11 protein-coding genes are annotated in these 15,417 nt (G+C 43.2%); 5 read left to right on the forward strand and 6 right to left on the reverse strand.

Features of this window, described 5'->3' with window-relative positions; all coding sequences use genetic code 11:
• Window positions 1-185 precede the first annotated feature (185 nt).
• Window positions 186-1,034, reverse strand: a complete 849-nt coding sequence (locus L4C33_RS12655) for a pirin family protein (RefSeq protein WP_428812787.1) — start codon at window positions 1,032-1,034, stop codon at window positions 186-188.
• A 177-nt stretch (window positions 1,035-1,211) separates the two neighbouring features.
• Here L4C33_RS12655 and L4C33_RS12660 point away from each other — a divergent pair, with 177 nt between their 5' ends.
• Entirely contained in the window at window positions 1,212-1,496 is a 285-nt protein-coding gene (locus tag L4C33_RS12660) for a hypothetical protein (protein WP_428812788.1), read from the forward strand.
• A gap of 109 nt (window positions 1,497-1,605) precedes the next feature.
• On the opposite strand, the gene L4C33_RS12665 is transcribed toward L4C33_RS12660, so the two are convergent.
• Window positions 1,606-2,751, reverse strand: a complete 1,146-nt coding sequence (locus L4C33_RS12665; RefSeq protein ID WP_428812789.1) for a GGDEF domain-containing protein — start codon at window positions 2,749-2,751, stop codon at window positions 1,606-1,608.
• Between the two features lie 423 nt (window positions 2,752-3,174).
• On the opposite strand from L4C33_RS12665, the gene L4C33_RS12670 reads away from it, so the two are divergent.
• Both L4C33_RS12670 and L4C33_RS12675 read left to right on the forward strand, forming a co-directional pair.
• Window positions 3,175-6,120, forward strand: a complete 2,946-nt coding sequence (locus L4C33_RS12670) for an alkaline phosphatase family protein (RefSeq protein WP_428812790.1) — start codon at window positions 3,175-3,177, stop codon at window positions 6,118-6,120.
• A 46-nt stretch (window positions 6,121-6,166) separates the two neighbouring features.
• The gene (locus L4C33_RS12675) at window positions 6,167-6,505 is read left to right on the forward strand and encodes a DUF1840 domain-containing protein (protein WP_428812791.1); all 339 of its coding nucleotides are present in this window, start codon (window positions 6,167-6,169) and stop codon (window positions 6,503-6,505) included.
• 78 nt (window positions 6,506-6,583) lie between these two features.
• Here the strand turns inward: L4C33_RS12675 and trhO are convergent, their stop codons facing one another.
• The gene (trhO, locus tag L4C33_RS12680) at window positions 6,584-7,567 is read right to left on the reverse strand and encodes an oxygen-dependent tRNA uridine(34) hydroxylase TrhO (protein ID WP_428812792.1); all 984 of its coding nucleotides are present in this window, start codon (window positions 7,565-7,567) and stop codon (window positions 6,584-6,586) included.
• 369 nt (window positions 7,568-7,936) lie between these two features.
• Here trhO and L4C33_RS12685 point away from each other — a divergent pair, with 369 nt between their 5' ends.
• On the forward strand, window positions 7,937-8,182 hold the full coding sequence (locus tag L4C33_RS12685) for a hypothetical protein (RefSeq protein WP_428812793.1): 246 nt from the start codon (window positions 7,937-7,939) through the stop codon (window positions 8,180-8,182).
• A 75-nt stretch (window positions 8,183-8,257) separates the two neighbouring features.
• Here L4C33_RS12685 and L4C33_RS12690 read toward each other — a convergent pair whose 3' ends face one another.
• The 3 genes from L4C33_RS12690 to L4C33_RS12700 form a co-directional block, all read right to left on the reverse strand.
• Window positions 8,258-11,116, reverse strand: a complete 2,859-nt coding sequence (locus L4C33_RS12690) for an FAD-binding and (Fe-S)-binding domain-containing protein (protein WP_428812794.1) — start codon at window positions 11,114-11,116, stop codon at window positions 8,258-8,260.
• A gap of 162 nt (window positions 11,117-11,278) precedes the next feature.
• Entirely contained in the window at window positions 11,279-12,418 is a 1,140-nt protein-coding gene (gene lldD, locus L4C33_RS12695) for an FMN-dependent L-lactate dehydrogenase LldD (protein ID WP_428812795.1), read from the reverse strand.
• Between the two features lie 227 nt (window positions 12,419-12,645).
• The gene (locus tag L4C33_RS12700) at window positions 12,646-14,340 is read right to left on the reverse strand and encodes an L-lactate permease (protein ID WP_428812796.1); all 1,695 of its coding nucleotides are present in this window, start codon (window positions 14,338-14,340) and stop codon (window positions 12,646-12,648) included.
• A 183-nt stretch (window positions 14,341-14,523) separates the two neighbouring features.
• Here L4C33_RS12700 and L4C33_RS12705 point away from each other — a divergent pair.
• Window positions 14,524-15,417 (forward strand): LysR family transcriptional regulator (locus L4C33_RS12705; RefSeq protein WP_428812797.1); only part of this gene is annotated, 894 nt, incomplete at its 3' end.

Genomic DNA, 15,417 nt, shown 5'->3' on the forward strand with positions numbered 1-15,417 from the left:
CTATGTGAGTACTATGTGAGTATTTGTAAGATCGTTTTGATTAGCCCATAAATCAATGAATAAAAAAGCCACGCTTAGATAGCGTGGCAATACAAGTTAATATCAATCAGGCAGTGAAAAATACCAATTACTTGTTAGATTCTGCTTCTCAATTTAAGAACCAAATTGAATCCCTTTTCCGCTTCTTAATAAGTTTCAAAGACTCCGCTGTTGTAATCATTAATTGTTTGCTCAATTTCTTCCATTGAGTTCATGACAAATGGACCGTAGTGAACAACTGGTTCATCAATAGGCTCACCAGAGAAGATAAGCACGCCACTTTGTGCCTCACTTGAAAGCGCAAGTTGCTCCGCTTTGCTTAATAATGCTAGCTGACCTTCATCAATCGACTTACCATCAACTTTCACCGAGCCACGATACACATAAACCATTGCGTTATGGTGAGAAGCTGTCTCTAAGCTGATAGTGTCCCCTTGTTTAGCACGCCAATCTGCAACACTAAGTGGTACGCCTGTTTTATCAAGTGGCCCTTTCAGGCTCTTACCTAAAACAGTTGTAGAGCCAGCTATTAGGCGTAATAAGCCCGAACCTTCTTGTTCAAATTCAGTTATCGTTTCACTTTGAAAGTCATGATATTGAGCGGGCTTCATTTTGTCTGCTGCTGGCTGGTTTATCCATATTTGGAAACCATGCAATTGTTCTTCTTCCATCATTGGCATTTCACTATGAATCACGCCACGTCCTGCTGCCATCCACTGTGCGCCGCCGCTGCGTAACTCACCGACATTTCCCATATGATCTTTGTGTTGAAAGTGTCCTTGCATCATATAGGTCAGAGTTTCGATTCCACGGTGAGGATGAGGTGGAAATCCTCCAACATAATCACTCTTTTCATCTGACTTGAGTTCATCGATCATCAGAAATGGCGAGAAATTTGCATTATTGAACCCAGCGACACGGCTGATTTTTACACCATCACCATCCGATGTTGCATGAGAGGCAATAATGCGCTGTACAGTTCTTAGGTTAGTCATAATTTGTCCCTCTTATTCTGGAACCCTCTACGGGAATACAAGTAGTCTATCCAATCGATGCCGATATGATGACTGCAATAGTTTGAGGGACTTCGTCAATTATTCTGAATGACTATACTGAAAGGATATTTGTCTATAATTAGAATATAGATATGGTCTATTCATGAGGAGGCAGTTTTGGCAGTACAACCTAAACATCAAGACAGACACGGCCGAATCGGTTTTGAAGACGACTTTACCAACGATCAAAGACACCGATTCACAGAAGTCGCTAACGACGCCGTACAACGAAGACAGCGCAAAGAAGATTTGGGCTATGGTTTTGTGCGTTCAGCAAAAGAAGCGGCATTTAAGCCTATTGTGAGACCGAAAACCCCTAAGCAGAATAAAGTTCGTCAAGCTGTATGGCTTATCGTGGTTTGCTTGTTTAGCTTATGGGTTATGTATATGACCAGTGACTAAGCAGAAGAGCGTAGGGCACCTCGGTGCTTTATCTAGGGCTGTATTCCAGCTCAGATATTTCTGCGAAGCGATACTGTGTTTTAAGCCCTAAACCTTCAACTGCTAGCCGTTAGCGATTTTTGGATATTTGAGTCACATTACTGTATTCCGAAAGAGACTCTGTTAACGACGAGAATTGTTTGATAGGTACCTGGGCAGGACTATCATGATAGTAAGCATAACGGTTTTTACCTGAGTGTTTGGCTTGATACATCGCCTTGTCTGCGCAGCGAGTTAATTCTGGTAGTTCGGTCGCATCTTGAGGGTAAAGAGCCACACCGACGCTCAGAGTCAGCTCATTGATCCTTTCTTGGTTTTGATAGTCATTGTCGAACAATTTGCAGATACGTTCGAGAATGTTATCTAGGTCGCTTTGTGACCTTACATCGTAAAGCATGAGTACAAACTCATCTCCGGCAAAACGTGCCACGGAATAATCATGTTTCTGCGTTTTTCTGTCTTTGGTTCGAATATTGTTTTTTAGTCGTTTAGCAAAATGCTGTAACACTCTGTCCCCTACATCATGCCCATAGTTGTCGTTTATTGATTTAAAGTTATCGATATCTAAGAAGACTAACGCCGTTATATGGGTATCCGATGTGACAGAATCTAACTTTTTAGCTGCCCAATGTTCAAAGCTCCAACGGTTGGCTAAGCCAGTTAGTTGATCCATGTAGGCTAGATCTTCTATTCCTTCTTGATACAGGCTCTGGATGTAACTTAAGACTTTTGAATAGTAATAAGACGAGGCATGACAAACGACCGCCATACCCAAAAGACTGAGTAAAAAATTGGAAGGAGATTCAATGGAATGAAGTAAAGGAATACTCGTTGAAAGCAGGATAGTACTTAATAGTAAACAAAATGCTGAGCTCAGGATCAGGCCAATTTTAAACTCGTTGATGAAAATCACCGTAGCGAGCAAGGGGTATAACCATAAAACGGCGTTAGGAATGGCTCCGCTGTAAAGAAACAGAATCACCCCTTGTGTTAGCAGTAATGCACTCAGCATTAAGTCGGTGCCTGTCGGCTTTCTTCCGACCTTAATATAGATGTAGATGCCTAATGTAATAGCAGCAAAAGTGCTGGAAAACGTCGTGAGGAGTATTTCATTTGCTAGGGCATAGGAAACTGCATAGAAAATGAATAATCCACATGCAGTTAATGAGCACAAGCATACGACTTTATGCCTGCGGGTCGCTCTTATATCAGCCATGTCCTCCAAATGTCTTCCAGCCAAATTTATCATTATACTTAGTCGTCCTTGTGAAAGTGCTTTGTATTCGTTCCAGCTCTTTAAGCTTATTTTTGTACGCTAAAGACGCTCTACACTTAAACAACGTACTTTCGGTCTATGCGATTTCTCTGAGCTAATTTCTTTCAATGACTTGCCCAGAATGGTTTAAGTCTAGGATAAATGTAGTTATTTGAATGCATATCACAACCATATTGTTGTGAGAGTGTTCACGGTTTCATATGTATACAACAGTCTGATGCGTAATTTATTTCATATTTAGCGTGTAAATATTGACGCTGGGGAATTCTGAATGGTTTTTAGTAGTTACGGAGAGAACGGCACTATATTGACTAATACGAAGAACCTGAAACAATAACTAAAATTTATAAATAAAGTTGAATTATGAGTATATGTTCTAAGAAGATTTCAGGAAATATTGGGCGTTTGTTACTGACAACGTCTATCTGCTCTGTATTTGTAACTACGACAGCGAGTGCAGAGGACGGACGTTCTGAATTGTCTGCAACACCTATTGTTGGAGGGGTTTTTAGCTCGGGACAAGTACTAAAAAATCACGTGCTATCTTCTTTATCATATTCAACGACGTTAGCGCGAGATGCCGCTGTTTTTACCATTGCAGGCGTTACATTAGATGCCTATATTCTAACTCTTCCCCTAGATGCCAAAACCAAGGCTCGCGTCATTGGTCAGTTATCGAACCCTACTTACGCCATTCCTCTCGGTTACTTTTTATATAGTTATTATGATCGCTATAGCGGGCTTGGTAGTGAAGACGTTTTTAAAGAATACCTAATGACAGTCTACGATGAACAAGTTCTAAAAGGCTTTGAACATAGTCTGTATCAATATGGTGATAAGCCGTTAGAGCAAAGTGCCCCTGATACATCAGAATCAACAGGGCATCATGAAGGTATTGAAATTGATGATCAGTTTATTGCCAATATGGTGATCATTTATGATGCGCTGTTTGAGATTGGCGTTTGGCAGGATATGGAGAACTTACCCGACACCTACTCTTACTTGACAGACAGCGCAGAAGATCTGGCGATAATTAATCAAATACAACCCATCGTCGTAGGGCTTATCAATAAAGCGATAGGTGGAATGGAAGATGGGGATATGAAGGCAGCTTTGACGGTTATAGCAAGTGATGGCTTACCTGAAAATGCCACGAAGTCGAACAATAAAGCGCAGGCGTTAACGATCACATTGATTGATTTTGTACGTATGAATTTATTAAAAGCTTACCGTCAATTTGTATTTAAAGAGGAGCGACAAGTCGCTCTTAACCAGTGGATGCAACAAGCTTTTGATGATGCTCCTGATACATTGATTGAATTTTTACGCTCACAGCAGAACAAAAGGTTTGCTGTACAAGTGACAGTCGATGGCTTACAGCAAGGTCTAATTGAAGGCTTGGTTGATGAGTCATCGCCTTTTATCTCCACAGTATTTAATCAACACCAGCAAAGACACACTTATAAGCCTAAGCAAGAAGCTGTTATTGAACCACAGCACGAACAGCAAGTGCGGTTTATTGAGATATTGGCTGAGCAGACTTATAAAGACCCTCATTATCTACCGTTTTTAAAACGCTTGTATCAAGATCATAAAGACACGATCAGCCGGGTTGGAGTTTCATCTACACCGACGATTAGTGTACGAAATCTGCCGATTATCAAGACGGGCGCTAAAGTTGCTGGAGAGGGAGGAACCGGTATTCCAAACTTCCACTTCATCGACCGTGAGATTGACCGAGCCTATTACTTCTTTGGTAATGATGCTTTACAACTCGATGTATTAATGGCGGATAACCAAGTTCAAACTATGTTTGATCGTTTAGATTATCTTAAAACGCTGAACTGTAATGCTCAATATGATTGGAATGCACATACGACTTACGATGGCTTGGTTAACTTAGGGTTAGGGGAGTCACTACGAGATTACGGTGAAAAACGTTGTATCAAAGAGTTGGAGCAACGAGCGCAAGTAGAGGTCGAGCTTCAACAACAGCGAGCAGACTTAATTACGGATATTGAGTCTTATCAGTTGATCTCTGGTTTTGATTTTTTTACTAAGATCGCGAAGAAAGCACAAGTAGAACAAGCAATCAGCTTGTATGCCGAGCAAGATGGGTTAGGGATGCCAGATTACACCTTGATTTATAACCCATGGCCTGACCATTTTGCTCATTTTACAGGCCCTTTTAGTGACGAAATCTTGATGCCAACTGGCGAACTTAATCGTTTGGACTACTGGCTTACTCAGGTTGATAAGACCTATCGAGATGCGGGGATTTACGATAAAACGCTTTGGGGAATGGCTGGAGATCATGGGTTAGCCCCTGTGTTCTATTCATTGAACCCTGAAAAGGAAGTGTTCGAAAACTTACAGCGTGAAGTCGAATATCCTATTGTTGTGACCAAAATATCATCAGATGAAGGTGAAGGGCCAAAGATCACCAATGCATTGAGTTACCCGAGCTTGAAAGCGGTCGATGTCGTTGTGGCATCCACGGCTGGTGGTAATTTTATGATGGACTTCTTCAACTCAGCGGGTGGTTGGAGCGTTCAACCTGTGTATCAAGAATTGACCAATTGGACACCACTTGCAGCGCCAAGAGGTGAAAAGATCGATGTGATAGATCAGATCGTGACGCGTTTACCTGAATCTTTAGACTATTTGGTGGTAAGAGAAAGTCAGTGTGATTCAAACGAATGCGTTGTGCGCGTGATTGGAAATAGAGACGAGCAAAGAGTCGATGAGTTAATTACACGTAAAGGCGATAGATTGTTTTACGAGTCTGTAGATACGGCTAAAAAGCCAGTGTTGTTGAATGTTCAGCAGCTTAATCCGTACTTATCGGCACCAACCGAAAAAGCGTTTGAAGATTATTCAAAGTTGGTTGATAAGTGTTTAAACAAATCGAACAAATCTAATGTTGAGTCTTGGTGTGTCAGCGCTGAGTGGAAACAACTGACACAGTTGACCCCTAGGCTTGATTCGGTAAATCAACTGGCTAATCTTTATCTGGAATCGCGAGCGGGAACGGTGAACTTATTCCCTCAAACTGGGATTGGGTTTAACACAAAAGTTCCTGGGCGACATGCAGGGGAAGACTATCTTGAAAAAGACGCGTTTCTCGGTTTTTGGGGAGCACCTATAGGTCATACTCCAACACCACTTCTGATTGAAGCTAACGGTTCTTTAGCGCCAACATTATTTGAATATTTAACGGGTGAAGAAGTTGTTGTTGGCGAAAATGGTTGGGGGTATCCGTCATTGCTGAAGCATTTGGATATCAAGAGCGTACATGCTATTAAGTAAGCTCATATTTTGGAAATCTCAAATATAGTGATAAAGAGGATTCACAATGTTGATTACATTCCGTTGTAAGGCGCATTCAAATGTCACCATGTTTGGTGATATAGGACTTCAACTCATTAAGATGCTTGGGCACAGTGGCACTATTCCTGGTGCGATATCTTCTGAAGATGTTCCAGAAGCATTGAATCGATTACGCGCGGCGATAGCGTTAGAAAAGCAAGCGTTGGTCGAACCTGAAGAGGATGATGACGAAGAAGAGGATGATTACATCGCTGCTCCTGTGAATATCTCAAATAGAGCGTTTCCGTTGGTCGAGCTATTAAATGCGGCGGTCAAAGAGCAATGCGAAGTGATGTGGGACGACTCGACGAATAAGAGTTTGTGATCGAATACCTATGACTAGCTAATGAAAAAGGACACAAATAAGTGTCCTTTTTCTATTTAGAGGCTATAAAAAACAGCGTTATTTTTTACCTGAACGTTGCTGCTCTTTTAATGCCAGTTTCTCTTTTTTACGTTGCTCTATTAGTTGAGCTGCTGCACCACCTACGTGAGTTTCTCCACGTGTATTAGATAGCTGTACTTGCTTCTCACGTTCACGGAAACGGGCTTTTTGTTCTTCGCTATGCTTATCAACACACTTCGGACAGCTTACGCCTTTTTCAAAATGTTCAGATTGTTTGTCTTCATCTGTGATCGGCAGTCGACATGCGTTACAGACATCGTAGCCACTTTTCTCTAGCTGGTGGTTTACCGCAACACGTCCGTCAAACACGTAGCAGTCGCCTTCCCACATGCTCTCTTCTTCTGGCACTTCTTCCAAGTACTTAAGAATGCCGCCTTCTAGATGGTAAACTTCATCGAACCCTTGTTCTTTCATGTAAGCTGTTGATTTTTCACAACGAATGCCACCAGTACAGAACATAGCGACTTTTTTGTGTTTCTTAGGGTCTAAGTTCTCTTCTACGTACTGTGGAAACTCACGGAACGTTTCAGTATTCGGGTTTACCGCATTTTTGAAAGTGCCAATATCAACTTCGTAGTCGTTACGTGTATCGACCAGTAGTACTTCTGGGTCTGAAATCAATGCGTTCCATTCGTCAGGTTTAACATACGTACCAACGACATGACGCGGGTCGATGCCTTCAACACCCATGGTGACGATTTCTTTTTTCAGTTTTACTTTAGTGCGATTGAACGGCTGTTCTGAGTTGAATGATTCCTTGTAAACCACATCGGCTAGGCGAGGGTCTTGCTTGAACCATTCCAGTAAAGCATCGATAGAGTCACGCTTACCTGCAACTGTACCGTTGATACCTTCACTTGCCAGTAGCAAAGTACCGCGAATATTGTTGGCTTCTAACAGGTCAGTTAACGGTTGGCGGATTTCTTGATAATCATTAAGTGCGACGAATTTATACAGAGCACATACAACATATTGAGACATGGTTTTTCCTTCTGCGAGCTGGAACGTAAATCCAGAGCGATGCCTTCGTCTATTGCTTTTGTTATGGCGATGACGATTTGGGCTATTAAAATCAAGCGCAGTATAACTAAGGTGGTTAGGGACAAAAACCAACCAAAACTAAGGATATATAACAGTATAAATAATATGGATTTCCTGCGAGAGGTCAGCTCTACGTATGGGATAGGCTGCAATATGTGATGATAAACGAAATGATGTGTAGCTATTAATTTGAATTTATAGGGTTTGATGTAAAGCGGCTCATTATAGTTCGATTTAGTATAGCGACAGCGAGGCGCTTGATTTATGATTGTGAAAATTTAGTTCAGTTGCTTCATATAAGGACACGCGATGTATCTTGTTTTGTATTGCCATAATATTGGTATGACGGATTTTTCTGTTTTGGAAACGGAGGATCTAAATATCGAAGAAGGTTATGTCGTTCGAGGTAAGTGGAAAAATGAACAAGCGTTTAAAGACTATTTAAAGAAAGAGTATGGTGAGATGCACGGCATTCAGGTTATTGATCTGATTGCTAAAGGAGTCGAAGCTGAAAGCTACTCACAGGACGATTTAGTAGAGCTATCAACGTTGTGATATTTAACTAAATCGCAGAATTAATAGAAAAAATAGCGACCACTGAGAGTCGCTATTTTTGTTTTAGGTCGATTGTTAATTCGTCACTTCGTCAACTAAGTACAAAATTGATTGGTAAGGGATACCACTGTGGTGCGATAAACCTATTTCGCAGGTTCTGCTGTTGCTAAAGCCTCGCTGACAATCACTTGGTACTTGCTCTTTTAATGGGTGGACTGCCGCTGCGTTGAGTTCCGGTGTAGTAAACCCTTTATCACCCGCCCAACCACAACATTGAATATGTTCTGGAGCGATGACCTGTTCCGTACAAGCTTTAGCAATGTTTAGCATGGTGTTTTCAAGCCCCATTCTCCGTGAGCTGCATGTAATGTGTAACATCACGGTCTCTTGAATAGGCTTAATAGTTAAATGCTCAAGTAAATATTGTTCTACAAACCCAGTGGGCTCCATGACCTTTAATGGCTTTGTAAATTGCTCAATGCTGCGCTTAGCGCAGGGACTCGTATCCATAAGAATAGGGTACTCGCCTTGTCGACTAGCTTGCCATAACACCGCTTCTAGTTGTTGAGTTTTAGATTGTGCAAGGTCGGTCATTCCTTTACTGTCATAAGGCATACCGCAACATTGGTCATCCAAACTTTTAGGTAAAATGACCTCGAATCCTGCTTTTTCTAATAAAGACATAGTGACTTCAGTTAACGGGCGTTGGTCACTTGCATCACTTTGCTGTCCCATAGTTCGACTCGCACACGAAGGCTGGTACACGACTTTCTTATGGTTATTTGGTTCTTCTGAGGAAGAACTTAGTGGGTGACTGTTTGATTGAGGCATTTCAGGCAGCCACACTGGTGTTGCACCTTTGGTCATCGCGCGTAGGCCGTTCGTTAATTTGCCTACGGTATTGGCGCCGAGCACCTTGCTTGCTAGCTGATTGGTCTTGAGACCAGCTTTAGTCAGTTTGGTGGTGGTCGAGAAGTGGTCAGCTGTCCATTTTGCTATTGGGGTGAATTTTTCATATTTGGCAATACGAAGCTTCTTCACGAGATCGCCAGTGTTGATTCCGACCGGACAACGCTCCGCACACAACCCAGTAGCAGCACAGGTATCAATACCTTGGTATTCAAATATCTTCTCTAATTCACTTGCTTCTATCTCTTCACCCGCAGCACGACGGCGTTGTAGCTCGCGATACAGAACAATACGTTGGCGTGGAGATAAGGTTAAGGTTCGAGATGGACAAACAGGTTCGCAGAAGCCGCATTCAATGCATCGGTCAACAAGTTCATCTGCCGCGGGCATAGGTTTCAGGTTGGTGATGTGTGAGTTTGGATCATCGTTAATAATAACGCCTGGGTTCAGCAAGTTTTCTGGGTCAAACAGAGTTTTGATTTGTTGCATGAGAGCGTAACCATCTTTGCCCCATTCAAGCTCGACATAAGGAGCCATGTTACGGCCTGTACCATGTTCTGCCTTTAGCGAACCTTGGTATTTTACCGCGACAAGTTCAGCCACGTCGTCCATGAACCCACCGTAGCGGTCGATTTCCTTTTGGCTGTCGAACCCTTGAGTGAATACAAAGTGCAGGTTGCCTTCTAACGCATGACCAAAAATGATGGCTTCGCTGTAGTTGTACTTATCGAAGAGTTCTTGAAGTTCTCTAATACCATTGGCGAGGTTTTCGACCGGAAAAGCTACATCTTCAATGATGACTGTAGTTCCGACTTCTCGCACGGCTCCTACGGCTGGGAACATACCTTTTCGAATACCCCATAGGGTTGCTACGGTATGAGTATCGGATGTGAAAGGAACAGATTCTAAAATAGTGTAATCGACAAGAGCATCCATTATAGATTTACATTGTAAATCTAAGTCTTGCTGGGAGCTTGCGTGTGATTCTACTAAAATAGCAGCAGCTTCCAGGTTTAGGCTCGGCATGAATGCTGGCATCCCTGCGTTGTCAGCAACAGAACGAAGTGCTCGACCGTCCATTAACTCGACGGCAGCAACTGGAGTGTGGGAAAGCGTGGTTACGGCTTGGCTTGCTTGTTCGATATCGGAAAACACTAGCAGAGTGGAAGCTTTGTTTGGGTGTTCTATCACGGTGTTATAAGTGATCTCTGCAATAAAGCCTAAAGTCCCTTCTGAACCTATCATTAAATGCTGGATTACATCGATAGGGTCTTGGTAGTCAACGAGTGCGTTAAGTGCATAGCCCGTGGTGTTTTTTAGGCGGTATTTATGGTGAATGCGWTCTGTGAGTTCCTGGTTATCAGCGGTTTGCTGGCAGAGTGTTTTGATGCCTGAATATAGCGTGGAATGAGTTTGCTTGAATTGCTCAATGCTGTCGTGATTGGCTGTGTCTAATATGCTGCCATCACTTAACACTATTTTCATACTTTCGACGGTTCGATAAGAGTTTTGTGCTGTTCCGCAACACATGCCACTAGCATTGTTAGCTGCGATTCCGCCAATTTTACATGTGTTAATAGAAGCTGGATCTGGGCCAATTTTTCGTTGGAATGGTGCTAGGTACTTATTGGCATCAGCTCCAATTACACCTGGCTGCAATATGATTTTATGACCGTTGTCGACAATTTCATGACCACGCCAGTCATCGGTCAAAGTGATCAAAACTGAATCGGAAACGGCTTGTCCAGAAAGGCTAGTGCCAGCGGCTCTAAAAGTAAAATGTATGTTTAGTTCGCGACAAGCTTGTATCGTAAAAACGACTTCATCTAGGCTTTTCAAGCGCAGAACCATTTGCGGTACTAAGCGATAAAAGCTGGCGTCGGTACCATAAGCTAACCTTTTTGCAGGTTGAGTGATGATACGCTTCGGGTCGATTCTGCTTGTGAGTTTTGATTCCAGAGCCTGATATCTGTCTTGCTTATTAGGGTTTGGCTGATGTGATTCACTTGATATCGTTTGGGTCATCTCTGCTTCCTTGTGCTTATGCACTGGTATTGTTTTTTCTTTTTAGTTCCAGTGCTTTAACGGTGTCACAACCGCTGGAGAAATGTTGTGACACCGATTCGAATTCGATTTAAGYAGACTAAAGGCTTATACCAATCACCTTTGCCTAATTTACGATTTTGCTTAACTCAGCCCAACCAGTGAGTCGCGAGACAGGTCTTGAATTGTTTTTGCGCCAGTTAGTGTCATGGCAACGCGCATTTCTTTGTCATATAAATCGAGCAGATTTTCGACGCCTTTTTGACCCTGGGCTGCGAGAGCGTATACGAATGAGCGGCCTAGCAGGGTGCAGTCTGCTCCCATCGCCATCATGCGTACAACATCGAGTCCTGTTCGAATACCAGAATCCACCAGTATTTTTGTCTCTCCTTTCACCGAATCAGCAATGGCAGGCAGTGCTTTAGCACTAGAAAGGACACCATCAAGTTGGCGACCACCGTGGTTGGAAACGACAATGCCGTCTGCCCCAAACCTTACGGCATCTTTGGCGTCTTCTTCGTCTAAAATGCCTTTTATGACCATTGGGCCATCCCAAAAATCTCTAATCCACTCTAAGTCTTTCCATGAGATTGAAGGGTCAAAGTTATCTCCTAGCCATCCGATGTAGTCTTCTAGTTTTGTCGGTGAGCCTCGATAGGTAGAGATATTACCGAGGTCATGAGGTTTACCTAGCAGCCCCACATCAACAGCCCAACTTGGGTGTCGCATCGACTGAAATACTCGACGCATTGCTGCATTTGGGCCACTCATTCCTGAGTGCATGTCACGATAGCGAGCTCCCGGAACGGGCATATCAACCGTGAAGACAAGTGTTGTCACACCGGCAGTTTTCGCACGCTCCAGTACATTTTTCATGAACCCACGAYCTTTTAGAACGTAGAGCTGAAACCACATTGGTCTTTCTATCGCAGGTGCTACTTCTTCTATTGGGCAAACTGATACCGTCGACATGGTAAAAGGGATCCCTTTGTTAGCTGCCGCTTTTGCTGCTTGAACTTCGCCACGTCTCGCGTACATTCCTGTTAAACCTACAGGGGCCAAAGCGATAGGCATTGCTAACTTTTCACCAAACAGTTCAGTTTCGAGGTTGAGTTCAGACATGTCATTTAGGACACGTTGTTTTAGAGCAATTTCCGCCAGGTCTTCCGTATTACGTCGCAACGTATGTTCACCGTAGGAACCGCCATCAATGTAGTGAAAAAGAAAAGGAGGCAGCTTCGATTTTGCTGCTGCGCGATAATCGGTAGAGGCGGAAATAATCATAATGTCAGTCCTAAAATGGGTCACTTACCTGCTCGATATTCTGGTGCTACTTCTATTACGCAATCCAGATTCGAAAAATAAAGTGGCGTTAATACCCGTAAGTTGCATCAATAAACGAACCATTCATGGGGAGACGTTGAAGATGACGTCTGTTTGAATATGTTCAGCTACTTTAGCGAGGTGTCGGGGAATAGGTATCAACGCCAAGTTCTGTCTACTTGTCTGAATTAACGCATTAGTGCGTCAGTTACATTAAACCCGTAGATGACGACAAGCCCGATAATGCCGGTCATTACAAGATAGTAGAATGTAGGGATCACTGTTTTACGTAGGGTTGCACCTTCTCTGCCAAGTAAACCTACCGTCGCAGAAGCGGCAACAACATTGTGAATTGCGATCATGTTACCTGCAGCAGCACCTACAGCCTGTAATGCTACGACTACCGCGCTTGAAATCGTTAATGTTTGGGCGACTTCGAATTGGAATTGGCTAAACATCATATTAGAAACAGTGTTAGAACCTGCAATGAAGGCTCCTAAAGCGCCCACGGTTGCACTTAACGCAGGAAACGCACCGCCAACTAAATCGGCCGCAAAGTTTGCTGTGGTTACAGGCATACTTGCTAGGTCGGCACCATTCACACCAGAGTTAATAAAAATGCGCACCATAGGGATAGTGAACACGAGCACAAAGCCTGCACCAATTAAGGTTTTGCTTGATTCGCCCAATGCTTTTGTCAGAGGTGTGACACTACGAGATTGAAGAATAACGGCAATGAGAGCAACAAACACCAAGATGCCACCTGGAAGATAAAGAGGCTGAATGGCAGTGCTAACGCCCGTTTCGCCAAGGATGTTGGAAAAAGATAGACTTACGCTTTTAAGTAGTCCTTTAAATTCTGGGCTTACGCGACTTGCGACTAGCGTTACAGCGAGCAAAACATATGGTGTCCAAGCAAGTGCCATACTCATTTTTTTGCCTGAGTTAGATTCGTCTAGGTCGATCTTTAGTGAACCTAACCATTCTGCTGGCCACTTGTCTTCGGCTTCGAAATCCCATTTCGACTTCGGAACTAAGAAACCATTTTTTGCTGCTGTTACGACAATGGCTAGCCCGATTAAGCCACCAATCAATGATGGGAATTCAGCGCCAAGAAATACACCTGTTAATGCGTATGGGACAGTAAAAGCTGCGCCAGCAAATAGAGCGAATGGCAGGATGTCTAAACCCTCAGTCCAGCTTTTGTTTTTTCCGAAAAAGCGAGTCAGCATCATCGCCATCAATACCGGCATCATTAGACCCACACAGGCATGAATCAGAGCAACACTTGAAGTGATCTGTTGTAAGTAAGCATCCCAGGTTGATCCATTAGCGATCAGGGCTTCACCTAGGTTGTGTGTATCTAACCCTTTATTAACACCCACAATGATTGGAGTGCCCACTGCACCAAAAGATACTGGTGTTGATTGGATCATCATGCCCATCAACACTGCTGCGAGTGCAGGGAAGCCTATGGCTACTAGTAAAGGTGCCGCGATAGCAGCAGGAGTACCAAATCCAGAAGCGCCTTCGATGAAAGAGCCAAAACACCATGCAATGATAATCGCTTGTACGCGACGGTCTGATGAAATATCAGTGAACCCGTTACGAATGGTGGTGATAGCTCCGGTGTGTTTTAAAGTGTTTAATAAAAAGATAGCGCCAAACACGATCCAGAGAACAGACACTGTAATTCCAAAGCCTTGGAAAATAGATGCGAGTACACGTGTACCAGACATATCCCAAGCGGTAAGTGCAATGGCGACCGTCAGTGCAAAGGCAACAGGCATGGCTTTTTTAGCTGGCCAGTTCAAGCCAACTAAAAGGATGGCTGCGATAACTATCGGCGAAAAGGCCAATAGTGCTAGTAGAGTTTCACTCATGGGTACTTCCTCGTACTTTAGTTCAAACATTCTTGTTTGAAGTGAACAACACGTTATTAGTTTTTGTTGTTGTAATAGCTGTAGTTGTAATGGTTTTGTTAATTTGGCGTGAATTTACCCCTTTCTTTTTTATTGATATAGGGAAATAATGAAAATAATTAATTCCAAAATTGACATAATAAGATGCGTGCAGACGATTTAATCCTGTTTTCACAGGTCGTAGAATTGGGAACGTTCAGCAAAGTGGCTGAGCAAAATAACCTTACAAATTCGGTAGTTAGCAAAAGGATTGCGAGGCTAGAAGAAGAGATTGGTGCCCAGTTATTATATCGAACGACGCGTAAATTAACGCTCACCGAGGCTGGTAAAGCGATCTTACACAGCGCCAAAAATGTGAAGCTGGCAGCTCAAGAGGCTATGGACGCTGTTTCAGGCTTTGGTGAGAATGTCAGTGGCCACATCAAAATGTCAGTGCCGACTATCTCGGGCGATTTGATCCTTGCAGACGCAGTGGCTGAGTTTTGTAATATGCACCCAGGTTTAACGGTCGATATGTCACTTGATAATCGCTTTGTGGATTTAGTCGAAGATGGTTTTGATTTAGTGATACGAACGGGTTACTTAGAAGATTCGAGCCTGATAGCTCGTCATATATTAGATTCTCAATGGGTTGTCTGTGCTTCGCCTTCCTACATCGCGAAGAATGGTAAGCCTTTACAGCCTAAAGACCTTATTGCTCATAATTGCTTGCAGTATGCTTATCAGACAACAGGAGCAAGTGAGTGGCAGTTCATCGAAGCGGGGCAGAGTGGCAAACGAGGCGGTGACTATATTGTGCGTGTATCGGGGACATTTTCTACCGACAATGCAACAGCGCTGCGTAAAGCTGCCCTTGGTGGGCATGGTGTGGCGTATGTGCCTAGATGTCTGGTGTATCACGACATTCGTAATGGGCAGTTAGTTGATATTTTTCCAGATTTAGTGGGGAAAAAGTTGGGGATCTACGCGGTGTACCCGTTTACACGTCAGCCACCGAATAAGATTAAGTTATTGATTGAGCACATCAGAACTCGATAC

This window comes from Vibrio makurazakiensis, from assembly GCF_050337375.1.
Lineage (GTDB): Bacteria > Pseudomonadota > Gammaproteobacteria > Enterobacterales > Vibrionaceae > Vibrio > Vibrio makurazakiensis.

Coding starts and splice junctions, on each gene's coding strand:
- L4C33_RS12685 (WP_428812793.1), top strand. CDS start 7,937: ATGTATCTTGTTTTGTATTGCCATAATATTGGTATGACGGATTTTTCT.
- L4C33_RS12665 (WP_428812789.1), bottom strand. CDS start 2,751: ATGGCTGATATAAGAGCGACCCGCAGGCATAAAGTCGTATGCTTGTGC.
- L4C33_RS12675 (WP_428812791.1), top strand. CDS start 6,167: ATGTTGATTACATTCCGTTGTAAGGCGCATTCAAATGTCACCATGTTT.
- L4C33_RS12655 (WP_428812787.1), bottom strand. CDS start 1,034: ATGACTAACCTAAGAACTGTACAGCGCATTATTGCCTCTCATGCAACA.
- trhO (WP_428812792.1), bottom strand. CDS start 7,567: ATGTCTCAATATGTTGTATGTGCTCTGTATAAATTCGTCGCACTTAAT.
- L4C33_RS12700 (WP_428812796.1), bottom strand. CDS start 14,340: ATGAGTGAAACTCTACTAGCACTATTGGCCTTTTCGCCGATAGTTATC.
- L4C33_RS12670 (WP_428812790.1), top strand. CDS start 3,175: ATGAGTATATGTTCTAAGAAGATTTCAGGAAATATTGGGCGTTTGTTA.